General features: G+C 70.4%; 21 protein-coding genes. 7 read left to right on the plus strand and 14 right to left on the minus strand.

Translation table 11 applies throughout. The features are described from left to right. Positions 1 to 179: 179 nt before the first annotated feature. The gene (locus tag OO70_RS14520) at positions 180 to 584 is read right to left on the minus strand and encodes a globin (RefSeq protein ID WP_043669638.1); all 405 of its coding nucleotides are present in this window, start codon (positions 582 to 584) and stop codon (positions 180 to 182) included. An 85-nt stretch (positions 585 to 669) separates the two neighbouring features. Between OO70_RS14520 and OO70_RS14525 the strand changes: the two genes are divergently transcribed. Next, positions 670 to 1,668 (plus strand): methyltransferase domain-containing protein, encoded by a 999-nt coding sequence (locus OO70_RS14525; RefSeq protein ID WP_051741198.1) that lies wholly within the window; start codon positions 670 to 672, stop codon positions 1,666 to 1,668. Here the strand turns inward: OO70_RS14525 and add are convergent. Next, positions 1,665 to 2,678, minus strand: a complete 1,014-nt coding sequence (gene add, locus OO70_RS14530; protein WP_043669641.1) for an adenosine deaminase — start codon at positions 2,676 to 2,678, stop codon at positions 1,665 to 1,667. The two genes, OO70_RS14525 and add, sit on opposite strands and share 4 nt — an antisense overlap. Before the next feature lie 531 nt (positions 2,679 to 3,209). Between add and OO70_RS14535 the strand changes: the two genes are divergently transcribed. From OO70_RS14535 to OO70_RS14560, 6 genes are all read left to right on the plus strand, one after another. Then, positions 3,210 to 4,250: an aromatic ring-hydroxylating oxygenase subunit alpha gene (locus tag OO70_RS14535; protein WP_043669643.1), complete on the plus strand. Its 1,041-nt coding sequence runs from the start codon at positions 3,210 to 3,212 to the stop codon at positions 4,248 to 4,250. 9 nt (positions 4,251 to 4,259) lie between these two features. Continuing rightward, positions 4,260 to 5,225: a PDR/VanB family oxidoreductase gene (locus OO70_RS14540; protein ID WP_051741200.1), complete on the plus strand. Its 966-nt coding sequence runs from the start codon at positions 4,260 to 4,262 to the stop codon at positions 5,223 to 5,225. Between the two features lie 129 nt (positions 5,226 to 5,354). Beyond that, complete coding sequence (locus OO70_RS14545; RefSeq protein WP_051741202.1) at positions 5,355 to 6,458, plus strand: ABC transporter substrate-binding protein; 1,104 nt, start codon at positions 5,355 to 5,357, stop codon at positions 6,456 to 6,458. A gap of 86 nt (positions 6,459 to 6,544) precedes the next feature. After that, positions 6,545 to 7,405, plus strand: coding sequence for an ABC transporter ATP-binding protein (locus OO70_RS14550; RefSeq protein ID WP_043669654.1), 861 nt, complete (start codon positions 6,545 to 6,547; stop codon positions 7,403 to 7,405). Beyond that, the gene (locus OO70_RS14555; protein WP_043669657.1) at positions 7,402 to 8,181 is read left to right on the plus strand and encodes an ABC transporter permease; all 780 of its coding nucleotides are present in this window, start codon (positions 7,402 to 7,404) and stop codon (positions 8,179 to 8,181) included. Before OO70_RS14550 ends, OO70_RS14555 begins: the two co-directional genes overlap by 4 nt. Beyond that, a complete protein-coding gene (locus tag OO70_RS14560; protein WP_043669660.1) occupies positions 8,178 to 9,011 on the plus strand; it encodes an ABC transporter permease in 834 nt (277 codons plus the stop codon). The genes OO70_RS14555 and OO70_RS14560 overlap by 4 nt, the downstream gene beginning before the upstream one ends. A gap of 82 nt (positions 9,012 to 9,093) precedes the next feature. On the opposite strand, the gene OO70_RS14565 is transcribed toward OO70_RS14560, so the two are convergent. From OO70_RS14565 to OO70_RS14625, 12 genes are all read right to left on the minus strand, one after another. Next, entirely contained in the window at positions 9,094 to 11,004 is a 1,911-nt protein-coding gene (locus tag OO70_RS14565; RefSeq protein ID WP_043669663.1) for an FHA domain-containing protein, read from the minus strand. A gap of 61 nt (positions 11,005 to 11,065) precedes the next feature. Then, entirely contained in the window at positions 11,066 to 12,412 is a 1,347-nt protein-coding gene (locus tag OO70_RS14570; protein ID WP_043669666.1) for a vWA domain-containing protein, read from the minus strand. Between the two features lie 98 nt (positions 12,413 to 12,510). Continuing rightward, on the minus strand, positions 12,511 to 13,863 hold the full coding sequence (locus tag OO70_RS14575) for a PP2C family serine/threonine-protein phosphatase (protein ID WP_051741204.1): 1,353 nt from the start codon (positions 13,861 to 13,863) through the stop codon (positions 12,511 to 12,513). After that, positions 13,864 to 16,398, minus strand: coding sequence for a serine/threonine-protein kinase (locus OO70_RS14580; RefSeq protein WP_078651409.1), 2,535 nt, complete (start codon positions 16,396 to 16,398; stop codon positions 13,864 to 13,866). Positions 16,399 to 16,424: 26 nt separating this feature from the next. Beyond that, on the minus strand, positions 16,425 to 17,753 hold the full coding sequence (locus tag OO70_RS14590; RefSeq protein WP_199827310.1) for a hypothetical protein: 1,329 nt from the start codon (positions 17,751 to 17,753) through the stop codon (positions 16,425 to 16,427). A gap of 74 nt (positions 17,754 to 17,827) precedes the next feature. Continuing rightward, complete coding sequence (locus OO70_RS14595) at positions 17,828 to 18,802, minus strand: glutamate ABC transporter substrate-binding protein (protein WP_106971681.1); 975 nt, start codon at positions 18,800 to 18,802, stop codon at positions 17,828 to 17,830. Between the two features lie 101 nt (positions 18,803 to 18,903). Then, positions 18,904 to 20,295, minus strand: coding sequence for a hypothetical protein (locus OO70_RS14600; RefSeq protein ID WP_051741253.1), 1,392 nt, complete (start codon positions 20,293 to 20,295; stop codon positions 18,904 to 18,906). A 239-nt stretch (positions 20,296 to 20,534) separates the two neighbouring features. Next, positions 20,535 to 21,506 (minus strand): N-acetylglucosamine kinase, encoded by a 972-nt coding sequence (locus OO70_RS14605; RefSeq protein WP_043669682.1) that lies wholly within the window; start codon positions 21,504 to 21,506, stop codon positions 20,535 to 20,537. Beyond that, positions 21,497 to 22,762 carry a 6-phospho-beta-glucosidase gene (locus OO70_RS14610; protein ID WP_043669685.1) on the minus strand — a complete coding sequence of 422 codons (1,266 nt, stop codon included), beginning with the start codon at positions 22,760 to 22,762 and terminating at the stop codon, positions 21,497 to 21,499. Before OO70_RS14610 ends, OO70_RS14605 begins: the two co-directional genes overlap by 10 nt. 6 nt (positions 22,763 to 22,768) lie before the next feature. Further along, the gene (locus tag OO70_RS14615; protein WP_043669688.1) at positions 22,769 to 23,662 is read right to left on the minus strand and encodes a carbohydrate ABC transporter permease; all 894 of its coding nucleotides are present in this window, start codon (positions 23,660 to 23,662) and stop codon (positions 22,769 to 22,771) included. A gap of 3 nt (positions 23,663 to 23,665) precedes the next feature. After that, positions 23,666 to 24,607 (minus strand): carbohydrate ABC transporter permease, encoded by a 942-nt coding sequence (locus tag OO70_RS14620; RefSeq protein ID WP_019065641.1) that lies wholly within the window; start codon positions 24,605 to 24,607, stop codon positions 23,666 to 23,668. A 7-nt stretch (positions 24,608 to 24,614) separates the two neighbouring features. Next, complete coding sequence (locus tag OO70_RS14625) at positions 24,615 to 25,952, minus strand: ABC transporter substrate-binding protein (protein ID WP_043669691.1); 1,338 nt, start codon at positions 25,950 to 25,952, stop codon at positions 24,615 to 24,617. Positions 25,953 to 26,022: the final 70 nt, after the last annotated feature.

A 26,022-nucleotide genomic window follows, 5' to 3' on the forward strand; every position in this document is an offset into this window, starting at 1 on the left:
GTCGTCCGGATCTACCCTGGCGATGCTGCCAGAGGGGACCGGCGGTGAGTAACCGTTTGCGACCACTGCTTGACCGGATCGTGATCGGATATCGGCGCCCTGTGACCGGAATCCGACGTTCAGTGAACGGCGATCAGCCGACCGTGTTCAGGCCCCGACGCATTCACTCCCCGCCGTGGTCAGCCCGCCGTGTTCACCATCGAAGCGGCGGCGTACGTCAGGTAGTTCCACAGCGTGTGCTCGTGCTCCTCGGACAGCCCGAGCTCGTCGACGGCGACCCGCATGTGGCTCAGCCACGCGTCGTGCGCGGCCTGGTCGACCTGGAACGGCGCGTGACGCATCCGCAGACGCGGGTGACCGCGGTTGTCGCTGTACGTCGTCGGGCCGCCCCAGTACTGCATCAGGAACAGGGTGAAGCGCTCCTCGGCCGGGCCCAGATCCTCCTCCGGGTACATCGCCCTCAGCAGCGGGTCCTCGGCGACACCCTCGTAGAAACGGTGCACGAGCCGGCGGAAGGTCTCCTCCCCGCCGACCTGCTCGTAGAAGGTCTGCTCCTGAAGCGTGCCGCGCGGAATCTCTTTCACGCTCCCATGGTCTCAGACAGGGTGACCCAGGACTCCAGACTTAGGACCGCTCGCCTCCCGCCCCCCACCGCAGGACAGTGGACGTATGACCGCGCACGCTCTCGACAAGGATCTGGAGGCCGTCGCCGTCTCCGCGCGGGCGGAGCTGGTGCGGGTGATCGGGGCGAGCGGGGCCTGGGACGCGGAGCCGGGGTGGCGGGCGGTGTTCGAGGCGGTGCCTCGGCATGTGTTCGTGCCGTACTACTACGTCGGGTCCGCGGGCGGGTACGAGCGGCTGTGGCGGGACAGTCCCGACCCGTGGACGCGGGAGCGGTGGCTGCGCGGGGTGTACGCCGACGCGCCGCTGGCCACGCGGTTGCGGGACGGGGAGTTGGTGTCGTCCAGCAGTCAACCCTCGCTGATGGCAAGGATGTTGGTCGAGCTGGGGGTGGCGGACGGCGACCGGGTGCTGGAGATCGGCGCCGGCACCGGCTACAACGCGGCGCTGCTCGCCCACCGGCTCGGCGACGACCTGGTGACCACCGTCGATCTGGAACCGGAGATCACCGAGTCCGCGCGCACCCACCTCGCCGACGCCGGGTACCGCCCGGCCGTCGTCACCGGCGACGGCACCCGAGGAGTCCCCGAACACGGCCCCTACGACCGGATCATCGCGACCTGCACCCTGCCGACGATCCCGCGCGGCTGGCTCGCCCAGTGCAATCCCGGCGCCCGCATCCTCGCCCCGCTCGCCACCGGCCTGATCGCGCTCACCGTGCGGGACGCCGAGCACGCCGAGGGCACCTTCCTGAACACGGCCGCGTACTTCGTGCCGCTGCGCGGCGCCGAGCCCGGCCCCGGGGACGACATCCCGCACCGGGCCGGCGACCACGAGCTGTTCCGCTTCCTGCTGACCCTCACCCACGGGACCCTCGAACCGCAGGACGCGCGTGAGTTGTGGGAGCGCGAACTCCGGCCCAGGCGTGAGCGCTACGGCGTCACGGTCGCCGGTGAGCGGGTATGGGCGTGGCTGGACGATCCGGAAGGGCCGTACATCTGGCCCCTCCGCTCCGGGCGACGACGGGAATGCGACGACAGGGCCTAGGGAGTGCGGTAGCCGGCCAGTTCGGCGAGGTAGGTGTCCTTGACGGCGTCGGGCAGCCAGGCCACCTCGAACGCGTTGCGCTGCAGTTGTACGAGCTCTGCCGGGGTGAGCGGAGTGGTGGCCTGCACCGCGAGAAGGTTCTCGGTGACGTAGCAGCCGTTCATGTAGGCCGGATCGTCGGAGCTGACGGTGACCCGAAGTCCGTCGTCGAGCATCTCGCGCACGACGGCCAGGCCGTCGGGGCCGCGCACATAGCTGTTGGAGACCGGGCAGACGGTCAGGCCCAGGCCGCGTGCCTTGATCTCGTTCCGCAGGTCCTCGCTCTCCAGGCAGTTCACGCCGTGGTCGATCCGGTCCACCCCGATGACGTCCAGGCACTGACGGATGTGGTCGAGGGAGTTCTTCTGGTCCAGGTCGCAGTGCATCGTCAGCTGGTAGCCCTCCGCCCGTGCGCGTGCGAAGACGGCGGCGAACTTGGCCGGGGGGTTGTCCCGTTCGTCCGAGTCCAGCCCGACCCCGATGATCCATTCCCGGTGGGGAAGGGACTCCATCAGCGTGGCCATCGCGTACTCGGCGGAGAAGTCCCGCATGAAGCACATGATGAGCTGTGCCCGTACGTCGAGCAGTCGGCGCGCGTCCATCAGCGCCCGGCGCAGACCGCGGATCACCGTGCCGAACTCGACGCCGCGGGAGGTGTGGGCCTGCGGGTCGAAGAAGATCTCCGCATACCGGATGTTCTGCTCCTTCGCCTTGCTCAGGTAGGCCCACGCCAGGTCGTAGAAGTCGGCCTCCGTCAGCAGGACCGACATGCCCTCGTAGTAGCAGGCGAGGAACGACGGAAGGTCGTTGAACACATAACCGGCCCGCATCTCGTCCGCGTCGGCGTACGGCAGCGAAACGTTGTTCCGGGCCGCGAGGGCGAACTTCAGTTCCGGCTCCAGCGTGCCCTCGATGTGCACGTGCAGCTCGCACTTGGGCAGCTGTGAGATGAAGTCAGTCAGGTCTGTCACGAGTCCTCCGTGAACAAGGGGGAGACACTTCCGATCAGCGGAAATATCCATCATTCAGTTCCTGCGCATTGTTTTCGTGATGTGTAGCTTGCGTAAGATTTCCCCACTCCTGGTGACTGCGGTCACAACCAGGGCACGGAATCCGTAAGTAACAAATGCGGAATCCCTGGGCAATCTCCGTGCGTCACGCTCGCCCTGGTCGTCCGGCGAAGGAAGTCGGCACTGAGCGGGGAGGGAAACGCGATGAGCCTTGTCCGCGAATGCTGCGTGGATCTCCGGTGCCGTGTCCACCAGTCGGCCTGGACGCGGGGACGGGTGGCGCACGGTTCCCATCCGGCGTCCGAGAGCTCGCACGCCTGACCGCGCACCGGTGACCACGCCCGGCCTCGCGGTTCCGCAGTGTCGCTCTCTCCGGACCGGCCGCCGGCCGGGGCTTCCCCGTTCACCGCTCCTGACGCCGTCGTCCAGGCACATGGCACCCACGGGTGCTCGCCGAGCCGTTCCGGCCGCGTTACGCAGAAGGACCTACGTATGACCACTGCTCCCTCCCGGCCCGCCCTGCCCCGGGACTGCACCTTCGACGCCGACGACTGGGAGATCCTCGCCCGGCACTGGTATCCCGTCGCCCTGTCGAGCGAGATCGGCGACGCTCCGACCGCCGTGCGCCTGCTCGACGAGACCCTCGTGGCCTATCGGGTGGGCGGCAGCGTGGTCGTGGCCCACGACATCTGCCCGCACCGGGGTGTCCCGCTCAGCCTCGGCGGCGGCGACGGGAACGGCATCACCTGCGCGTACCACGGGCTGCGCTTCGGCGAGGGCGGGCGGTGTGTGCGGGTGCCGGCGCATCCCGAGTCGAAGATCCCGTCCCGGCTGCACCTGCGGACCTACCCCGTCGTCGAACGGTACGGCCTCGTGTGGACCTGCCTGCGACCGGCTCCCGACGCCGACCCGGTGATCCCGGCCATGGCCCACTGGGACGAGGCGGGCTTCCAGCGGATCAACTGCCCCTGGATCGACATCGCAGCCTTCGCCGGCCGCCAGGTCGAGGGCTTCCTGGACGTCGCCCACTTCGGCTTCGTCCACCTCGACTCCTTCGGCGACCCCGAGAACGTGGAGGTCCCCGACTACATGCCGGTCCGCCACCGGTACGGCCACTCCGTCGACTACTGGAGCACCGTCGGCAACTACCCGCACGGCACCAAGGAAGCCCCGCCCGGCTTCCGTTGGCTGCGCCGCTTCGACGTGCACCTGCCGTTCACGGCCACGCTCGTCGTGCACTTCCCCGACGGCGGACTGCTCAACATCATGAACGCCGCCTCTCCCGTCTCCGCCCGCCGGACCCGGATGTTCGCCCCCATCGCCCGCAACTTCGACACCGACCAACCCGTCCAGGCCGTATACGACTTCAACCGCACGGTCTTCGAGGAGGACCGCGCGGTCGTCGAGGTGCAGAAACCCGAGAACCTCCCCCTCGACCCCCGACTCGAGGTCCACATACCCGCCGACCGCAGCTCCATCGCCTACCGCCGCGGCCTGCGCGACCTCGGCCTGAGCCACTTCTTCACCGCGTAGGGGCCCGCCGTGCAGACCCTCGACGTCATCGTCCACTCGATCTCGCTCACCTCCGCGACCAGCCGCAGCTACGAACTCCGGGCGGCGGCCGGCGGCACCCTCCCGTCCTTCGAGGCCGGCGCCCACATCGACGTACACCTCGGGCCCTCCCTCATCCGCCCGTACTCCCTGTGCAACTCCCCGCAGGACAACGGCCGTTACCTGATCTGCGTACGGCGCGACGATGCCGGGCGGGGCGGCTCCCGCACCCTGCACCACGACCTCACCGTGGGCCGGCGGCTGCGGATCTCGCCCCCGCGCAACCACTTCCCGCTCGTGGCAGCCGAACGTCACGTGCTCGTCGCGGGCGGCATCGGCATCACACCCCTGCTGTCGATGGCCGAAGCCCTGGCCGCGCGGGGAGCGTCCTTCGTCCTGCACCACTACACCTCAAGCGCCGCGGAGACCCCGCTGCTGGAACGGCTCCAGTCCTCCGTCTTCGGCGAGCGGACGGTGATCCACCACAGCGACCAGGGGGACAGCATCCGCACGGGGCTGCCCGCCGAACTCCTGGTCCCGGAACCGGACACGGCCGTCTACGTCTGCGGGCCCGACGGCTTCATGACCCACATCGTGACCGAGACGACCGCCGCGGGCTGGCAGCCCGGCCAGCTGCACACCGAGCGCTTCACCCCAGCGGCTCCGCCGGCCGCCGCGGACGAAGGCGCCGGCGAGTTCACCGTACGGATCGCGAGTACCGGCATCGGCTACGCCGTCCCGGCCGACCGCACCATCGCCGACGTCCTCACCGCCCATGGCGTCGAGGTCGAGCTCTCCTGCGAACAGGGCATCTGCGGCGCCTGCCTCACGCCCGTCCTCGACGGCGAACCCGACCACCGCGACGAGGTCCAGACCCCGGACGAGCGCGCGGCGGGCGACCGGATCACCATCTGCTGCTCCCGCGCCCGCACCCCAGAACTCCTCCTCGGCCTCTGACCCGGGGTCCCCGACCCCAGGTCGCCGTCCGACGGAGACCGGCCCGGCACCGTCCGGGCCTCGCCCCATCGAAGTTCCTCAGGTCCGCCAGGAGCCGGTGCCCACCCGGCCAGTGAAAGGAAACGCGCAATGACCAGAAGCACGAGCAGTGACGGCAGAGCGTTCGCCGCCACCGACCGCCGTCTCTTCCTCAAGCGGGGACTGCAGCTGGGCGGCGCCGTGCTGCTCGGCGGCCCGCTGCTCGCCGCCTGCGGCGACTCCGACTCGTCCTCCTCCGGCTCCTCCTCGTCCTCCGGTTCCAAGAGTTTCGGTGAGCTGACGCTGCGGCTGTCCTGGATCAAGAACGTCGAGTTCGCGGGCAGTTACATCGCGGACAGCAAGGGCTACTACACGGCCGAGGGCTTCTCGAAGGCCACGCTGATCGGTGGCGGCCCGTCCGCGACACCGATGGAGACGGACGTCGTCACCAAGAAGGCGCTCGTCGCGATCAGCGCCCCCGACATCACCGGCGCCGCCGTCGCCAAGGGCGCGCCGCTGAAGATCATCGGCGCGCAGTACCAGAAGAACCCGTTCTGCATCATGTCGATGGCCAAGTCCCCGATCACCAAGCCGGAGGACATGTACGGCAAGAAGATCGGCGTCCAGGCGGGCAACGAGTCCATCTGGGCGGCGTACATGAAGGCGACCGGTCTTGACGCGTCGAAGATCACGAAGGTACCGGTGCAGTTCGACCCGCTGCCGCTGACCCAGGGCACCGTGGACGGCTGGTTCTCCTTCGTGACGAACGAGCCGAACACGCTGCGCCTGAAGGGCTTCAAGGTCGCGACGATGCTGCTCGCCGACACCGGCTACCCGCTGGTCTCGGAGACGTACATCGTCCGCCAGGACACCATCGACAAGAAGCGCGACCTGCTCAAGGCGTTCCTGCGCGCGGAGATCAAGGGCTGGAAGGCGAGCATCGCAGACCCGGCGCTCGGCGCGAAGCTCGCGGCCGAGACCTACGGCAAGGGGCTCGGGCTGACGACCGCGGAACAGACCCTGGAGTCCAAGGACCAGAACGACCTGCTGGTGAGCGCGGACACCAAGAAGAACGGCCTGTTCACCATCACGCAGACGCTGATCGAGGAGAACCTCAAGACGCTGAAGTACGGCGGCCTCGACATCACCGCCGCCAAGCTCTTCGACCTCTCGATCCTCGAAGAGGTCTACAAGGAAGACCCCAGCCTGATCTGAGGCCCCCGGCGGTACCGGTGCGGCCCCGTCGGCCCGCCGGTACCGGCTCACCCCTACCCGCCCGCACCGCACCCAGAGGTCACCTGATGAGTACCGCAGCAGCCGTACCCGAAGCATCCGACGACTCCGGAGGACCGGCCGCCGCCGGCACCGGTCTGTCCCTGCGCGGGCTGAGCAAGGAGTTCAAGCTCGGCCGACGCAGCGTTCCCGCGCTGGCCGGCGTCGATCTGGACACCGCCGAGGGCCAGTTCCTCGCGCTGCTCGGACCGTCGGGCTGCGGCAAGTCGACCGTGCTGCGGATCCTCGCCGGGCTCGACAGCCCGACCGCCGGTACGGCGCTCGTCCACGGCGAGGACCCGGAGGCGGCCCGCAAGCGGCACCACCTGGGCATAGCCTTCCAGGACGCCGCCCTGCTGCCGTGGCGCTCGGTCGCCGCCAACATCCGGCTCCCGCTGGAGATCAGCGGCATCAAGCCCGACCCGGCGGCGATCGCCGACATCATCAAGCTGGTCGGCCTCGAAGGCTTCGAGAAGGCCCGCCCCGCCCAACTCTCGGGCGGCATGCGGCAACGTGTAGCAATCGCCCGCTCCCTCGTCGTAGACCCCAAGGTGCTGCTGCTGGACGAGCCGTTCGGCGCGCTGGACGACATGACCCGCCAGCGGCTCAACCTCGAACTCCAGCGCATCTGGCAGGCCCGCGCGGTGACCACCCTGCTGGTCACCCACTCCATCAACGAGGCCGTACTGCTCAGCGACACCGTCGCCGTCATGTCCCCCCGGCCCGGCCGGATCGTGGAGGTCGTCACCATCGACCTGCCCCGGCCGCGCACCCCGGAGATGATGCGTTCGCCCGAATTCCACGCGTACGCCGACCAGTTGTCGGAGCTCCTGTTCGGCCGCGCCGAGACCCCCGCCGAAGCCGCCGTGCCCGCGCCGGAGGCGTCATGAGTGCGCGGCGTTCCGCCTGGACGGGCGGGGCGATCGGCATCGCCGCGCTGATCGGCGCGTGGTCGCTGCTGTCCACCACGGTCGTCGGCCCGGGGGACGGAGTGCCCACCCCCTGGGCGGTCGTGGCGAGCGTGTTCGACGACGGCTGGTCCTTCTACGGCCCCCACGTCACCCAGACCGTGGGCGAGGCCCTGACCGGGTACCTGATCGGCAACGGGCTGGCGCTGGGCCTGGCGGTGCTGGTGCTGCTGGTGCCCGTCCTGGAGCGGGTGATCACGCAGATCGCGGTGGCCTCGTACTGCCTGCCGATCGTGGCGATCGGCCCGATCCTGTCCCTCGTCCTGGACGGGGACAAGCCGATGGCGGCGATGGCGGGGCTGTCGGTCTTCTTCACCACGCTCATCGGCGCGCTGCTCGGCCTGCGCTCGGCCGACCCGGTCACCCTCGACCTGGTACGCGCCTACGGAGGCGGCCGCTGGCAGCAGATGCTGCGGGTCCGGCTGATCTCCGCGCTGCCCAGCACGCTGGCCGCACTCAGGATCGCCGGTCCGGCGGCGCTGCTCGGCGCGATCATCGGCGAGTACCTCGGCCGCGTCGACAGCGGCCTCGGCATCGCCATGACCATCGCGCAGCAACAGCTCGACGTGCCCCGCACCTGGGGCATCGCCCTGGTCTCGGGCGCGGTGGCGGGCGTCGCGTACGGCGCGGTCGGGCTCGTCGCCCGCTACGCCCTGCCGTGGTCGCGTACGACGACAGTGGAAGGCGGAGGCGCATGAGCACCGCGACAGAGACGGCAAGGGTCCCCGTGCTGCGCTTCGCGACGGGCGTGCTGCGCCCCTTGCTGAACGTGGTCGTGACGATGACGGCCGTCATCGTCCTGTGGATCATCTTCCTGCAGGTCTACGACCTGGACCCGCTGGTGGCCAAGTCGCCGGTCGACATCTTCCACTACCTGTTCACGGGCGCGGACGCGGGCGCCCACCGCTCCCTGGTCGCCTCGGGCCTGGGCCGCACCCTGCTCGACGCCGGCCTCGGCTTCGTCGCCGGGCTGGTGGCGGCGGTGGGCGTGGCGGTCGTCTTCGTCCTCCTCCGCAGCGTCGAGCAGGCCCTGCTGCCGATGGCGGTCGTCGTACGGTCCGTGCCCCTGGTGGCGATGACCCCGCTCATCACCCTCGTCTTCGGCCGCGGCCTGATGGCGACGACCGTCATCAGCGGCCTGGTCGTCTTCTTCCCCGCCCTGGTCACCATGACCTTCGGCCTGCGCTCCGCCTCCCGCCAGGCGGCCGACCTGTGCCGCGCGTACGGCGCCGGCGGCTGGACGATCGCCCGCAAGGTCATGCTGCCCAGTGCGGTCCCGGCGTTCTTCGCCAGCGCCCGGGTCGGCGTCCCCGGAGCCCTGATCGGCGCGATGCTCGCCGAATGGCTCTCCACCGGACAGGGCCTCGGCTACGCCATGCTCAAGGACTCCTCGACCTTCGACTACGACCACCTCTGGGCCTCGGTCGCCGTCCTCACCGCGGTGTCCGCGCTGGCGTACAACATCATCGCGTCCGTCGAGACCGTCGCCCTGGCCCGCTTCGCACCCGACATCCGCCCGGGCACGTGACCTCTACGTCCCCGTGTGGAAGTTCCGCACGGGGACGGCCTGGCGGGACGTGCCGGATCGGTACGTCCCGCTACGACAGGTCCTAGCCCCGGCGGACCGTGATCGTCGTCCACGCGCCGACGTGCACCCGGTCGCCGTCCTGCAACGGCACCGGCACGAAGGGCTGGATCGGCTCCTCGCCGCCGTTGACCGTCGTACCGTTCGTCGAGTTCTGGTCGACGACCGCCCAGCTGCCGTCGGGCTGCTGGACCAGTACCGCGTGCTGGTGCGAGACGCCCGGGTCCTCCGGCGGCACCGACAGGTCGATGTCGGGGGACTCGCCGGTGGAGTGCCGGCGGCGGCCGATGGTGATCTGGTTGCCGGTGAGCTGGCGCTGCTGCTCGGGGGAGTACGCGGGCAGGTTGAGACCCGCGGCCTCCGGGCCCGAGCGCTGCATCATCGCCAGGAAGTAGTCGCGGTCCGGGCCGATCGTCGCCAGCCAGGTCGTCGGCTGCTGCTGGTACGCCGGGCGGGGCGGGGGCGGGGCCTGGGTCGGACCGGGCTGCGGATAGCCGTAGCCGCCACCGCCCTGACCGGGGCCGCCGAGGCCGCCCGGGCCACCGGGACCGCCCGGGGAGCCGGGGGTCGGCGGGGAGATCACCCAGTCGTCGTCACCGCCGCCGAAGGACGGGCCGCCCTGCTGCGGACGGTTCGTCTCCTGCGGGAACCCGGGCGGGGCCGCCGGAGCGGACTGCTGGTACGCCTGCGGGGCGCCGCTCGTCCGACCGGGACCCGCGGGCGGGGTCGGTCCGGGCGGCGGCGGGATCGGCCGCGACGGGTCGGGGCCGAAGTTCGGGGGACCCTGCGGGTTCGAGGGCTCGTTGCCGAACGGTCCGGGCGGACCCTGCCGCTCACCGCCGAAGGTACCGGGGCGGCCACCGCCGAACTCACCCTGGCCGGGGCGCTCGTTGCCGAACTGGCCGCCGGGACCGGGGGATTGCTCGTTGCCGAACCCGCCGGGCCGGCCGGACGCCTCGTTGCCGAAGGGCGGCGGCGAGGGCGGGCCGGAGGGGTCATTGCCGAACGGCCGGGGCTGACCGGACGGGTCGTTGTTGCCGAAGGGAGCGGGACCGCCGCCCTGACGCTCACCACCGAAGCCCTGCGGGCCGGGTCCACCAGGACCGCCGGGCCCACCTTGCCGCTCGTTCCCGAAACCTTGCGCGCCCGGGCCACCGGGACCGGCAGGACCACCGGGACCGCCCTGGCGCTCATTGCCGAAGCCCTGCGAACCCTGACCACCAGGGCCGCCCTGACCACCGGGGCCACCAGGTCCACCGGGTCCGCCTTGGCGTTCGCCGCCGAAGCCCTGCGAGCCAGGACCGCCCGGAGCACCGGGACCGCCCTGTCGCTCGCCACCGAAACCTTGGCGCTCGTTGCCGAAGCCCTGCGCGCCGGGACCACCGGGTCCACCCTGCCGCTCGCCACCGAAACCACCGAAGCCATCGGGGCCACCAGGCCCACCGGGGCCGTTCGGACCCCCAGGCGCACCGGGGCCGCCAGGGCCTCCCTGCGTGCCGGGCGCACCGGGTCGGCCCGTCGGCTCGCTGCCGAACGGGGGTATCGGCTCGGCCGGGCGGTTCATCTGCGAGGGGCGCGAACCCTGGTACTCGTACGAGTCACCGCCGAACGTCGGACCGGGCGGCGGCTGCTGGAAGCGGGCCGCCGGGCTCGGGCCGGGGTTCGCCGGGCGCGGGGCGGCCGGGGTGTAAGAGGTCGCCGTGTTCGTGAGGAAGTTCCACCGGCACTCCTCGCAGAACGGCGCACCGCCCTCACGGGGCGTACGGCACTGCGGGCAGAGCTCCGCCTCGGCGCTCGGGCGCGCGGGCGGCGGGAAGCCGTAGCCGCCGCCGGGGGGCGGGGGAGGGGGCGGGGGCACGGCACCGGCCATGCGGTGACCGCAGACCTCGCACCAGTCGTCGGAACCCGACTGGTGTCCGTTCGGGCAGGTCGGCATGTCGGCGCGTCCCCCTTTCTCACAGGGTCAGGCTTGGTCGAACCGGGTCGTTCCGGCTAGGTCACTTCTTTACACGAACAGTCTTTGTGGACCGTGTCTCGAGAGTCATCTCGTCGGCCTCCGCGACCTTCGCCTTCAGTCGCACAGTACCCGCCGCGGCATCGACCACGTCCACCACCTTCGCAAGCAGTTTCGCAGTATCCGCGTTTCCGGAGACGCTGGCGAGCTGAACGGCCCGTCCCAGTTTGGCCGTTGCTCCATCGACATCACCCGATTTGCGGAGATCGAGCCCTTGTTGGATGACTTGTGCCAATTCTGCCTGGCCGGTGTAGTGCGCGACCTGGGGATTGATGGACGTGGACGCGACCATGTCGTCGGTCCAAACGGCCTTCACCAGGCCCTGCGCGCCCAGGTTTTGCGTACTTCCGTCGGGCTGCGGGACGACCAGGGAGACCCGGGCGGCGAGCATCTCCTGGCCGATGCCGGCCTCGGGGACCTCGACGCAGACGTGGTAGTCACGGGACTCGTCTCCCCAGGACCCGGTGGGGTAGTCCCCGGCGCGGGGCCCCGCCTCGGCGCGGCGGTCGGTCAACTCCTCGACCCTGGGCGCGACTTGCTTGACGAACTTGATGGCCGTGCCCACCGGCGTCCACAGCCGCAGCGCTACGTCCGCGACCTCCTTGCCCATCGCCGTCTCCATCATCTGCGTGAAGTCGGTGGCGAGGTTGGCCGGGTCGGCGACGATGTCGGCGGTGCCGAGCAGCGCGGAGGCGATCCCTGTGACTTCTTTCACTTCCCAGTCGGTGCCGACGCCTCGCGCGTCACAGGTGAAACGTCCGGCGCAGGAGTCGAGGGCGGCCTTCAGGTCCTCCGGCGCCTCGTGCTCGTTGCGGCCGTCGGTGAGCAGGATGCCGTGGCGTATGGAGACGTCCGCCGAGGACAGCAGCCGGTCGGCGAGACGCAGCCAGGTGCCGATGGCGGTGCCGCCGCCCGCGCTCAGCTTGCGCAGCGCCTGCTTGGCCTGGTCGCGGGTCCGGGAGTCGGCGACCGCGAGCGCGCCACCGCCCGGATAGACCTCCTTGGCGACATGTGTGCCGCCGATCACCGCGAAGTGCACCCCGTCGCGCAGGGTGTCGATCGCGGCGGCCGTGGCGTCCCGGGCGTTGCGCATCTTGGTCGGCGGGTAGTCCATCGACCCCGAACAGTCGACCATGATCGCCACGGCCGCGTCCGGGCCCTGCCCGGCCGAGTACAGATGGGGCGCCGCGACCGGGCTGCCGATGGTGCCGCCGCCGGTCGAGGTCACCGTGACGATCGCGTTGACCTCACGACCGCCCTCCGGCAGGTACTCGTTCTGGTACACGTCGACCGAGAACTGTGGCACGTTCGACTTCGAGAAATTGGCCATACCTACTCTGATCCCCCTCAAATCCCCCACCTGGATGGGGTGATGACTATGTGCGGACCGGTCCCCACCGGTCCGAGGCCGCCCCCGTTTGTACGGCCTCAGCCGATTACTGCCCCTTGAGGCGGGGCCGGGAACGGCACGACGGCCACTGTTACGTTGTCGTGGCCCCCGCCGTCCAGCGCGTGGCCGACCAGGACCTGGGCGCTGTGCAGCGGGCGGACCATGGCGTCGGGGGGGACGACCTCGGCCATCTCCTCGGCGGACTCCGCGTAGTTCCACAGACCGTCCGTGCACACCACCACTACACCCGGCCGGTCCGGCTTGAAGGAAGCGGTGTGCGGCTCCAGTTCGTACGCGTCCGCGCCGAGCCAGCCGGTGATCGCGTGGGCGCGCTCGTCGGCGTAGGCCTCCGCCTCGCTCATCAGGCCCGCGGCGACCATCTGGGCCGCCCACGAGTCGTCCTCGGTGAGCCGGGCCGGCGGTGAACTGCGGTCCACCGGGATCCAGTAGGCGCGGCTGTCGCCGACCCAGCCGACGACGAGGAGGGTCGGGGTGACGACGGAGCCGACCAGGGTGCAGGCCGGCGCGTTCTGGTGCGGGGCGTGCTCGCGGGCCGTCGCGGGCTCCTCGGCAAGGGAGTTGACCGCGTGCGAGGCCGCGACGATCGCCTCGTGCATCGCCGCCTGCGGATGCGTCCCCTGCGGCAGCGCGGCCAGCAGCGACTCACCCGCCTTCTGCGAAGCGGCCAGCGACGCCGCGTCGGGCCGCGTCGCCGAGGACACCCCGTCACACACGACCGCGACGAGCGCGGGCGCCCCGTCGGGCAGCACACACTGTCCTACGGCGAAGGCGTCCTCGTTGCGATGGTGGCGCAGCCCGCGGTCGCTGACCGCCGCGAGCGGGCCCAACTCCTGTTCCATGTGGTCGCGTTCGCGGGGCTGGGCGTGCCCGCAGTTCTCGCAGTAGCCGTCCGGGTCCACCCGGCCCGACCGGCAGGCCACGCACACCTTGGTGCCCTCGGCCGGTGTCTGCAGGTCGGCGGCGACCCGCGGGTCCGGCGCCTGGAGCGGGTACTCGTCGGGCTCCGGCGGCCGGTCGAACCGTACGCCCGTGGCCGGGGAGACCGGTGAACCGGTGGGCGGCAGCGGGGCGTTGGACGGCAGCGGGGTGCCGCCCGAGTCCGTGCCTGCCAGGTCCGTCGGCAGATGGACCGTCGGCGGGCTCTCGGGGCCCTCCGGCTGGGGTACCACGGGCCAGTCCACGTCCGCGGCCTCCTCGGGCGGGAGCGGCACCACGCCGTTCATGGTGAGCGTCGGATGGTCGTCCGGCGGCGCGGGCACGGCGGACAGGTCGTATCCGCACGCACCGCAGAAGCGGTCACCCGACTCGAGCGGCTCCTCGCAGCTCGGGCAGGTCGACAAGGCCTTCGGCTGGGGCATCTGCGACATCAACTACACCCACGTCCGGGGGCGGTAACGGTTGGCACGTTCCACCAGGTCGATCCTCTCCTCGCCGCCCCGCGCCAGCCGGGCCAGCGTGCGGTACGAACGCTCCAGGCCGAAGCGGAGTCCCCGCTCGTCCAGCTCGCTGCCGAGCAGCTCCCGCCGCGTCGACGGCACGGAACCCTGGCCTCCGGAGAGTATCCAGTCGAGGGCACAGCCGAGGACCTCGGCCGACAACCGCTCCCGCCGGACCGCGTCAAGACCGTATCCCTCCAGCGCTTCCACCTGTCCGGCGGCGGCGCTCAGATCGTCCAGGAACGGCGTGTCGCCGGCCGCCGCGGTCCGCTGCCGAAGCCGCGCCCGTACGGCGGCCACGCGCGCGGCAGTGTAGTGGATGGATGCCTCGGGCACCGACTCCAGCGTCCGTACGGAATCCTGCCGGTCGCCGGTCGCGAGCTGGACGCGGGCCAGGCCGAAGGCCGCGCTCACATAGCTCGGGTCGGTCGACCACACCAGGTGGTAGTACTCCGCCGCGTTGTCCAGCTGGCCCAGCACCTCGGCGCACAGCCCGAGGGCCAGCTTCGGCGCGGGCTCGCCCGGGAAGGCGTCGTAGATCGCGTCGAAGGACAGCGCCGCGGCTTCGTAGTCGCGGGTCGCCAGCGCGGCCACGCCCCGGTACCAGACCACCCGCCAGTCGTCGGGCCGCTCGTCCTCCAGCTTCGCCAGGGCGTCGAGCGCGGTGTACGAGTCGCCGTTCTCCAGCCAGGCGCGGATCTGTCGCAGCCGGGTCTCCACGGACGGCGACGGCGCGGACGCGAGGGCGCCGAGCAGTTCGGTCGCCGCGGTCGCCATCAGGCCCGCCAGGAAGCCCGCGTTGGGGTCGGTCGGGTCGACGTGCGGGACGGGCAGGGCGAGCGCGACGGCGGGGGAGTCGACCGTCTTCACGATGCTCGGGGTACTGCCGTTGAGGGCGTCCGCGGCGGCGGGCAGTGACGTGGCGGCGGACAGGCGTGCGGCGGGGAGCTTCGTGGACGCCAGGGCCTTCTTCCCCGGCCGCGCCACCCGCGCCCCCAGCCGCGACACGTCCCCGTCCAGCGGCGGCACCAACTCCGTGTCCGTGACCTTCAGTTCGGGGCCGAACAGGGTCGACAGGGACGGGCGGGCCCGGCCGGTCTGCAGGGAGACGACCTCGCGCAGGACGCCCGTCAGCTGCTCGGCCATCTCCTGCGCGGAGGCGAACCGGCGGGCCGGGTCGGGGTCGGTGGCGCGGACCAGGAGCCGGTAGAACGACTCGTAGCGGCGGAAGACCTCGATGTTGTCCGGGTCGGGCAGGGAGTCCACGAAGACGTTCGTGTAGCCCTGGAAGTCGAAGGTCATGACCGCGAGCGTGCGGGCGACCGTGTACAGGTCGCTCGCCACCGACGGGCCGACCTCCGCGACCTCGGGCGCCTGGTATCCCACCGTGCCGTAGATGGCCGACTCGTCGTCGTCCATTCTGCGCACCGCGCCCATGTCGATCAGCTTGAGCTGGTCCTCGGTCTGGATCGCGTTGTCGACCTTGAAGTCGCAGTACAGCAGGTTGCGGCTGTGCAGGTGACCGAGCGCCTCCAGGGCCTCGATGCCGTACGCGCAGGCCTGCTCCACCGGCAGCGGATCGCGCTTGCCGGACTCCGTACGACGGTCGTTGGCGATCTCCTTGAGGGACTTGCCGCCGACGTACTCCATGACGATGTACCCGTCCAGCGAACCCGTCCGCTGGTCCAGGTGCTCCACGAAGTTGTAGATCCGCACGATGTTGGCGTGCTCGATCTCGGCGAGGAAGCGCCGCTCGGAGATCGCCGCGGCCATCGCGTCCTGGTCGCCGGTGTCCAGGAGGCCCTTGAGGACCACCCAGCGGTCGGAGACCGCGCGGTCCACCGCGAGATAGACCCAGCCCAGGCCGCCGTGCGCCAGACAGCCCACGACCTCGTACTGCCCGTGCACGACGTCGCCCTCGGCCAGCTTCGGCGAGAACGAGTACGGGTTGCCGCACTTGGTGCAGAAACCCTCCGTGCGCCCCGGGCTGTCGCCGCGCGAACGCCCCACCGGCGCACCGCAGTCCGAGCGCGAGCAGAACCGCTTGCGCTCGGGCACCTCCGGGTTCTCCAGGACCATCTCGCGCGGGTCGGGCCGCGGCACCCCCGGCACCTGCACCAGGCCGACCCCGAGCCGGCCCCGGCTGGAGGTCCCCGACGAGGAACCGGAGCTGCGCACCGACACCGAACGGCTGGAGGACCGTCCCGACTCCGAGCGCGAGAGCCGTCCCGACACCGAGCGCCGTGACTTCGACGACTGTGACGACGTACGCGAACTGCGGCTGCTGGGACGGGAACCGCTGCTCCCCCTGCCGCCGCCGGTCATTCCGGTGGGCGGCGAACCCAGCGCCCCGTTCGACGACACCACCGGCGCCAGACCGCACGTGTCGCAGTACAGCTCGCCGCCGCCCACGTCCTCGTACGAGCCCTCGCAGTCGGGCCGTTGACACTTCTGCTGTGCCTCACTCATGACCGACCCCGCTTCTCCCTCGTCACTCACGCGCCCGGCCCCCTCTGGTCCTCGGGACCGCCCTGCGGCTGCCGCGGAGCGCTGAACTGCTCGGCGGCGGCGTGCTGGTAGCGCAGCACCGCCTGTTCGGCGACGCGCAGGTCGCAGGGCGCGCTCCACAGCATGCGGCGCGCCGCGTCGTACCGCTCGATCAGCAGCGGGTCCTCCGCGAGGCCGTGCCGGGCGACCTTCGCCTTGTACGCGTCGAGGCGGCCGCGCAGCTCCGCGCGGACCGCCAACGGCTGGGTGACCGCCGTCAACGACTCGCGGGCGCGCAGCAGTTCGTCCTCCGCCTTCTGCTCCAGGGACTCCAGGAGCGGGGACAGCCGGTGCCACTGGGCGTGTCTGCGGTACTCCGCGGCCGTCGACAACTGCTCCTGGAGCACGGTCGGCGGTCCGCTGACCACCGGCACCTCGGTGGCGGCGATCTTCGCGAGGACCTCACCGCGCGCGGTGCGCGCCTCGGCGAGCGTACGGTCCGCGCGGGACAGCACGTCCCGCAGCTTCACCAGCCGCGCCTCCGCGTCCTGCCGGACGGTCAGTACGGCGTCGATCTCACGGCGTACGTCCTCCAGGGCGCGTGCCTCCCGGTCGTAGACCGTGGTGTCGGGCCTGCCGCCGCCGGGTGCCGAACTGCCCTGCGCCCGCACCCAGAAGGCCAGCGGGTCGGAGATGACCCGCTCGCGCAGCTCGGTCAGGGTGCTGGTGATGCGCTCCAGGTCGTCGCCCGCCGGGTGTTCGCCCGGGCGCACGCCGACGGAGTGGGCGAGCTGGCGGGTGCGCTGCAACTCCGCGGCCAGTAAATCGATCCGGGCGGGCAGCGCCGACCACACCGCGTCGGAGGTGACGACCATGTCCAGCGAGTTCGCGTACAGGTCGTTCATCTCGTCGACCAGCGCGCTCAGCGAGAACTGGTGGCTCAGCTTGCTCGAACCGCCGGTCAGCGTCGGCATGTTGGCGGTCGCCGTGGTGGATCCGGCGACCGTGACGGACTCGCCGCGCAGCAGCTCGGTCAGCTCGACCAGGTCCTCACGGCTGGACCAGCGGCGCCGGGAGCGGATGCTCTGGGCGGCGCGGAACGCGTCCGTGTAGGCGTCGAAGTACGCCCACAGCAGCGTGATCGACGCGTCGGTGGACGCCCAGCGCTCCTTGGTCGTGCCGGTCAGCTCGGCGCCTTCGAGGAGTCTGCGGCCCGCGTGGTCCTGCAGGGCGAGGAGCGAGGTCTCGATGGCCTCGTGCTCCGCGCCGAGCCGCGCCAGCGCACGGTCCACCTCGTCCCGGTCCATTACCGGCCCGGGGGGTCCCGTGACGCCCATCGATCACCTCTCGCTGCGTTGTGTTCCGTCTGATCCGTCTAAGTCCGTGTCGTCGTTCGGTAGTTGATGGACAGTCACTTGTAGTGCGGAGTGGGCGGGTCGGCCGACGAGGAGTCCTTACCCAGGGTGGGCAGCAACCATTTCGTGTAGGACGCACGCCAGCCGTCGGGGCTGGTGCGATAGGTCTCCAGTATTCGGTTGACCCGCTGTACCAGATCGGTGGCGCTCTTGTTCATGGCCACGCCGTAGTACTCGGTGGTGAAGGGCTTGCCCTTCAGCTCCACCGTCGGGTCCTGCGCGGCCTGGCTGGCGGCGAGCGCGCTGTCGGTCACCACCGCGTCCGCCTGGCCGAGTTGGAGCTCCACCAGGCAGTCCAGCTGGTTGGGGACGGGCGTCAGGATGTCCACACTGGCGGGGATCGTGTGGTGCGTCTTGTCGTAGTTCAGCCGCTTGTTGGCCGTGGAGGTCGCCGCCGAGCACACCCGCTTGCCGGCGAGCGAGCTGTTGTAGCCCGTGATCGTCGATTCCTTCGGGGCGAGGACCTGCTGGCCGGTGAGGAAGTACGGGGCGGAGAAGGCGACGTCCTTGAGGCGGTCGCAGTTGATCGTCATGGTGCGGACCACCATGTCGACGCGCTTCCCCTGGATCGCCGGGATCCGCTCGTTGGTCGGGATGGCCAGGAACTGGACGCTCTGGGCGGTGTAGGAGCTGCCGAAGATGTCCTTGGCGATGGCGGTGACGAGGTCGATGTCGAAGCCCGCCAGGTCGCCGGAGGCGCTGTTGGGGTCGCGGTAGCCCCAGCGGTAGCTGTTCTGGTCGACGCCCACCTTCAGCACGCCCCGGGCCTTGATGGCCTTGATCGTGTCGCCCTCGGCGTCCGACGGGGCCGGGCTCAGGTTCTGGGCGGTGCTGTCCGTGCAGTTGTCGGCCCTGGCCTGGGTGCCCTGGACCGTGCGCTGTCCGCCGAGGGCCGTGCCGGCCTCGCCGCGCGACTGGGTGAGCGGCAGCAGCAGGACGAACGCGACCGCGAGGACGCAGACGACCGCCATCGCGCCCACCCCGCCCCAGCCCCTCAGGCTGGCCCGCAAGCGGCGCACAGCGCTCAGGCGGCGAAAAAAGTCACTGCGTGCTCGCATCGTCACGCCCCCTCTCACCGGTACTCCGACAGCCTGCGCCCGATGCCCAGTACGGCGCCGGCCGCGCCGAGCACCGCGAGCACCGCGGCGCCGACGGTGAGGCCGGTCATGGCGTCCAGGCCGTCACCCGCGGACCGCTGGAACTCCTTGGTCTCGTGGTCCAGCGCCTTGTCCAGCGAGGCGTCCACGGACTTGAAGCACTCGGCGGTCGCGTCGCCCGTGCCGATGACACCGTCGCGGGCCTTTTGGTAGTCACCCGCGTTGTTGGCCTCGCTGACCTTCTTGTGCCGGGCGATCCACACCGTCATGGAGCTGTTGGCGACCGCGACGGGCCCCCGGCCCGCGGAGTCGTCGGCGAGCGAGTCGGCCAGTGTCAGGCCCTTGCCCAGCGCGGCGATCTCCTGGTCGTATCCCCAGTCGTAGGCGTCCATGACCGTGCCGTCCGCGAGTTCGTGGGTCTCGGCGCCGCGGCTGACCAGGGTGAGGTTCTCGTCGCTGCGCGCCTTGAGGGAGGCGATGCGGGCGTCGTGCAGCACGTTGAGCGACTTGACCCCGTGGTCGTACGAGTCGTTGAGGCCCGCGCGGGCGACGGTGTGGCCGACGACCACCCACAGCAGGACGACCGCGGTGGTGGCGGAGGCGGCGACCAGGCCCTGGTTCAGGACCCGGTTCGTGCGCTGGTAGTTGCGCCGCTGGGCCCAGGCCAGGCCGCCGAGGGCGAGGACCCCGAGGGCGATCGCGGCCCACGGGTACGGTGTCGCGTCCGCGTAGTCGGCGCTCAGCCGCTGGTTCTCGTTCTTGTAGAGGTCCTGGGCCTTCGGGAGCATCTTGGTCTGCATGGTGTCGTTCGCGGCGCGCAGATAGGCGCCGCCCACCGGGAAGCCCTGCCTGTTGTTGGCGCGGGCCGACTCGACCAGGCCCTTGTACTCCGGCAGCAGTTCGTTGAGCTGCCTGATGGTGGTCGCGGACGACGAGCCCGGGTCGGCGTTGGCGGCGGCGGTGACGAGCTTCGCGGCGGCCGTCCTGATGTCGAGCTCGTACTGGTCGCGGGTCGCCGTGGTCTCCTGCAGGCCCGCCAGATAACCGGTGGCCGCCATGGTGTTGGCGTCCGCGAGCGAGCGGTAGATGTCCGCCGCGTCGGAACTGAGCGGCTGGCTGTGGTGGAGCACGTCGTCGGCGGCCGTCGCCCGGCTGTCGGTCTGCCAGGCGGTGACCGCGCCGAACGCGACCACCAGCACGGCCAGCAGCGCGCCGATGGCCCGCAGCCGGCCCGGCTCGGTGGTGGCTGCCGCGCGCAGCCGGTCGACGCCCTCGGCGAGCGCCGTACGGCGCGCGGGCGTCGCGTCCGGCGTGCGCCGGGGCGCGGGCGCCCCCGGCCGGCTCGACTGCTGCGGCAGCACCGGCATCGTGGGCACGCCGGAGCCCGGTGGCGCCGTGCTGCTCTTCGGCGGTTGTGTCACTGCTGACCTCCCCCAGGGTCACCCCGTCGCCGCAAGTATCGCCGCCAGGACTGACATTCCGCACCGGTCTTCACTGGATCTTGATCGGATCGCAGCGCGATGACCGGATTTCCGGCACCACACAACGCCCCGTACCGCCCCCCTGTCCATGAATACGCCGTGGGAATCTGTTCGGTTCCCGGGCGTCAGTGCTCGTAGTGGGCCCGCGCCCGGACGTGCGCCTCGGCCGGTGCGCCCACGTGGTCCAGGCCCAGCAGGACGGACCCGAGGACCGGCCGCGCGGTGACGACCGTGGCCACCGCCTTGGGCGCCCGGGCGGCCAGCAACTCCCTTATACGGTCGTCCAGTTGGGGGTGCCGGGCGGCGAGGATGCTGCCGCCGAGCAGCACCGGTGCCTCCTCGTCGAGCAGGTCCAGGCGGGTCAGCGCGACCGTCGCCATCGCCACGACCTCCTCCGCCAGCCGGTCGACGATGGCGCGGGCGACCGGGTCGCCGTCCACCGCCGTCGCGAACAGCACCGGCGTCAACTCGTGCCGGCGATGGTGCGCGACGTGTTCGAGATGCAGGGCCTCGATGAGGTCGTACATCGACTCCAGACCGAAATACGCCGGGAGCGTACGCGCCAGGGCCGTAGGACCACCGCGTCCGTCCTCCGCGCGCGCCGCGTGCCACAGGGCCTCCTCCGCCAGGCCCCAACCGCCGCCCCAGTCACCGGAGATACGGCCCAGCGCCGGGAAGCGGGCGGTACGGCCGTCGGGCCGCATGCCGGCGCAGTTGATGCCCGCCCCGCAGACCACGGCGACTCCGCGCGGCTCGGGGATGCCCGCCCGCAGCACCGCGAACGTGTCGTTGCGCACCTCCACACTCGTGCCCCACGCGCGCGCGTGCAGCGCGGTCGCCAACTGCTCCTCCTCCACGGGGAAGTCGGCGTTGGCGAGACAGGCCGACACATGCTCGACCCTGCCCACCCCGGCGTCCGCGAAGGCGCGGGCGACCGTCTCCCCGAGGGCGTCCACGGCCGTGTCGATCCCCACGACCGGGGGCCGGAACCCGCCGCCGCGGGCCGTGGCGAGGACTTCTCCGTCGGCCGCCACGACCGCGACGTCGGTCTTGCTGTTGCCCGCGTCGATGGCGAGGACACTTGCGGTCAGGCCCACGCGAGGTGCTCCCGGTTGTGCGCGATCAGCTGGTCGGTCAGGGCTTCGGCGTACTCGTACTGGCCGATCAGGGGATGCGAGAGCAGCGCCCGGAACACCCGGTCCCGGCCGCCGCGCAGCGCGGCCTCCAGGGCGAGGTCCTCGTACGCCGTCACGTTGGCCATCAACCCCGCGTACAGCGGGTCGACTTCGGCCACGGGCAGCGGAGTCGGCCCCTTCGCGCCGATGGCCGCCTGCACCTCGATGACGGCGTCGTCCGGCAGGAACGGCAGCGTCCCCTTGTTGTACGTGTTCACCACCTGGTACGGGCTCCCACCCCCGCCGAGCAGCGCGGCGGCCAGGTCGACGGCGGCCTCGGAGTAATAGGCACCCCCGCGCTTGGCGAGCAGCGCGGGCTTCTCGTCGAGCGCCGGATCGGCGTACATCTTCAGCAACTCACGCTCCATCTCCGCCACTTGGGAAGCCCGCGACGGCTTCGTCCGCAGCTCCCGTACGACCTCGTCGTGCGCGTAGAAGTAGCGCAGGTAGTACGACGGGACGACGCCGAGCCGGTCGAGCAGCACCCGGGGCAGGCTCAGGTCGGCGGCGATGTCGTCGCCGTGTTCGCCGAGCAGCTTGGGCAGCACGTTCTCGCCCTCGGGACCGCCGAGCCGCACACCGGTTTCCCAGGTGAGGTGGTTGAGGCCCACATGGTCGAGGTGCACATCGTTCGGGGTGACCCCGAGGAGTCCGGCGAACTTCCGCTGGAAGCCGATCGCCACGTTGCACAGGCCAACTGCCTTGTGGCCGGCCTGGAGCAGGGCGCGGGTCACGATCCCCACCGGGTTGGTGAAGTCGATGATCCAGGCGTCCGGGTTCGTACGGCGGACCCGCTCCGCGATGTCGAGGACCACCGGCACGGTCCGCAGCGCCTTGGCGAGGCCGCCCGCGCCGGTCGTCTCCTGCCCGACGCAGCCGCACTCCAACGGCCACGTCTCATCTTGCTCGCGCGCCGCCTGCCCGCCGACGCGGAGCTGGAGCAGCACCGCGTCGGCGCCCTCGACACCGGCGTCCAGGTCGAACGTCGTCACGATCTTGCCCGGGTGCCCCTGCTTGGCGAAGATCCGGCGGGCCAACCCGCCCACCAGCTCCAGGCGTTCGGGCGCCGGGTCGACGAGGACGAGTTCCTCGACGGGCAGGGTGTCCCTCAACCGGGCGAAGCCGTCGATGAGTTCGGGTGTGTAGGTCGAGCCTCCGCCGACCACGGTGAGTTTCATACGTGGTTAACCCTTCACTCCGGTGAGCGTGACGCCCTCGACGAACGCCTTCTGCGCGAAGAAGAACACGAGGATCACGGGGGCCATGACCAGCACGGTCGCGGCCATGGTGAGGTTCCAGTCGGTGTGGTGCGCGCCCTTGAACGACTCCAGGCCGTAACTCAGCGTCCAGGCACCAGGATTCTCCGATGCGTAGATCTGCGGCCCGAAGTAGTCGTTCCAGGCGTAGAAGAACTGGAACAGCGCTACGGCCGCGATCCCCGGCTTGGCCATCGGCAGGACCACCCGCACGAGCGTCTTGAAGTCGCCGCAGCCGTCGACCTTCGCCGCGTCCAGGTACTCGTTCGGGATCGTCATCAGGAACTGGCGCAGCAGGAAGATGGAGAACGCGTCCCCGAACGCCATCGGGATGATCAGCGGCCACAGCGTGCCCGACAGGTCCAACTGCTTGGCCCAGAACAGGTACATGGGGATGATCACGACCTGCGGCGGCAGCATCATCATCGAGATGACCAGCATCAGGGACAGATTCCGGCCCCGGAAGCGGAACTTGGCGAGCGCGTACGCCACCGGGATCGACGACACGACGGTCAGGACGGTGCCGAGACCGGCGTAGATCAGCGTGTTCTTCCACCAGGTCAGGAAGCCCGGAGTGTCGAAGACCTTGCGGTAGTTGCCCCACTCCCAGGTGTGCGGGATCAGGTCGCGGCTCAGGGCCTGGCTGTCGCTCATCAGCGAGGTCAGGAACACGAACACGAACGGGAGCGTGAAGAAGAGGGCCGCGGCGACGCCGAGCGAGTGGACCGCGATCCACTCCATGAGCGCCTTGCGGCGGGCGACGCGCTCGGCGGGCGTCACCGGCGCCCGCAACTCCACGGGCTTGTCCAGTACTTGGGCCATGGGTCAGTCACCTGCCAGGTTGAGGCCGCCCCGGCGCCGCATCAGGAACGCGGTGAACACCATTGACAGGGCGAAGAGGACGAGTGCCACCACGCAGGCCGAGCCGTAGTCGAAGCGCTGGAAGCCGAGGTTGTAGACGAGCTGGGGGAGGGTGAGCGTGGACTTCTCCGGGTAGCCGGGCTCGAACTGCGTGCCGGCGCCCTGGATCACGCCGGACGCGACCTTCCCGGCGATGAGCGGCTGTGTGTAGTACTGCATGGTCTGGATCACGCCGGTGACGACGGCGAACATCACGATCGGCGAGATGTTCGGCAGCGTGACGTACCGGAACCGCTGCCAGGCCGAGGCGCCGTCCAACTCGGCCGCCTCGTACTGCTCTTGGGGTACGTCGAGCAGTGCCGCCATGAAGATGACCATGAGGTCGCCGATGCCCCAGAGGGCGAGCAGGGTGAGGGCCGGCTTGGACCAGGTGGGGTCGTTGAACCAGCCCGGGGCCGGGATGCCGACCTTCTCCAGGATCGAATTCACCGGCCCGGTACCGGGGTTGAGGAGGAACGCGAACGCCATCGTGGCCGCGACCGGCGGGGCGAGGTACGGCAGGTAGAAGAGGGTCCGGAAGACGCCCGTCGCCGTCTTGATCTTCGTGATCAACAGCCCGACGCCGAGCCCGAATACGACCCGCAGCGAGACCATCACCACGACCAGCCACAGGGTGTTGCGCATCGCGGGCCAGAAGTACGGATAGTTCTTGAAGACGTACGTCCAGTTCTTCGTCCCCACCCATGTCGGCGGCTTGAAGCCGTCGTAGTGCATGAACGAGAAATAGACCGTCGAGATCAGCGGATACGCGAAGAAGACCGCGAAGCCGATCAGCCAGGGCGACATGAAGGCGAGAGTCCGAAGCGCCGACCGGCGGCGCTTCGACGCCAGCGTAATAGTGCTCATCCTGCGGCTACTTCGCCTGCGCGATGTCGGTGTCGATCTGCTTGGCGGTGCTCTTCAGGGCCGAGTCCAGATCCTTCACCTTGCCGCTCTCGTAGTCGTATCCGAGGTTCTGGATCGTCGCCAGATACACACCGCCGTTGATGGAGGCGGGACTTGTCGTCGAGTACTGGTTCGACGCGATGTCCAGGAACGTCTTGAAGCGCGGGTCGTACTTCAGCTTCGGCGACTTGAGGGCGGCCAGCGTGGAGGGCACGTTGTGGATGGCGTTGGAGAAGCCGACCACCGCGTCCGTGTCCGTGGTGATGTACTTGACGAACTCCCAAGCGGCGTTCTGCTTCTTGCTGTTGGCGGCGATTCCGGCGATCGTGCCGGTGATGTAGCCCTTGCCGTACTGGGCGACCTGGTCGTCCGGGACGGGCAGCGGGGCGACGCCGATGTCGAGCTTGGGATTCGCGGCCGAGGCCATCCCGAGCCGCCACTCGCCGTCGAGCTGCATCGCGACCTGACCGGTGTGGAAGGGGTGCTTGTCGCCCCACTCGTCACCGAGCGTGGAGCGGTAGCTCTCCAGCTTCTTGAAACCGCCGAGTTCGTCGACGAGCTTCTTCTGCAGCGTGAACCCGGCCTTGAACGCGGGGTCCGTGGCGAGCGCCGACTTTCCGCTCGTGTCGAAATAGGTCGGCGAGAACTGCGCGAAGAGGTGCTCGGTCGTGGTCTCCCAGCCGTGGTAGTCCGGCATGAACCCGAGCTGGGAGTACGAGTCGCCCTTGGTGATCGTCAACTTCTTGGCGTCGGCCTCGAATTCGGACCACGTCTTGGGCGGGCTGGTGATGCCGGCCTTCTTGAACTCCGTCTTGTTGTAGTAGAGCCCGTACGCGTCGCCCAGCAGCGGTGCGGTGCAGCGGTTGCCGTCGAACTGGGTGTACTCGTTCATCGCCTTGGGGAACGTCGCCTCGGCGTCGATGCCGTCCTTCTTGAAGAAGGGGTTGAGATCGACCAGGGCGCCCGAGGAACAGAACTTGCCGACGTTGTTCGTGGTGAACGACGAGATCACGTCCGGCGCCTTGTCGCCGCCGGTGCGCAGCGCCTGGTTGATCTTGTCGTCGGTCATGTTGCCGACGACGTTCACGTGGATGTTGGGGTGCGCCTTCTCGAAGCCGGCGACCAGCGACTTCACGGCGCTCAGCTCGGACGCGGCGCTCCAGGCGTGCCAGAAGTTGATGGTGACGTCCTTCGAGGCGTCGTCGGAGGCGCCGGACGAGGACTGGCCGGTACAGGCGGTGGCCAGGAGGGCGATGGAGGCGGAGGCGGCGAGGGCGGTAGCCGCTTTCCGGGATATTCCGGGCATGGCGAGGTCTCCCAAGGGCGGGGCGGGGTGGATGCGAGGAGGGGGAGGGTGGTGCGAGGGGGGAGTACGG

This window comes from Streptomyces xylophagus (assembly GCF_000716435.1).
Lineage (GTDB): Bacteria > Actinomycetota > Actinomycetes > Streptomycetales > Streptomycetaceae > Streptomyces > Streptomyces xylophagus.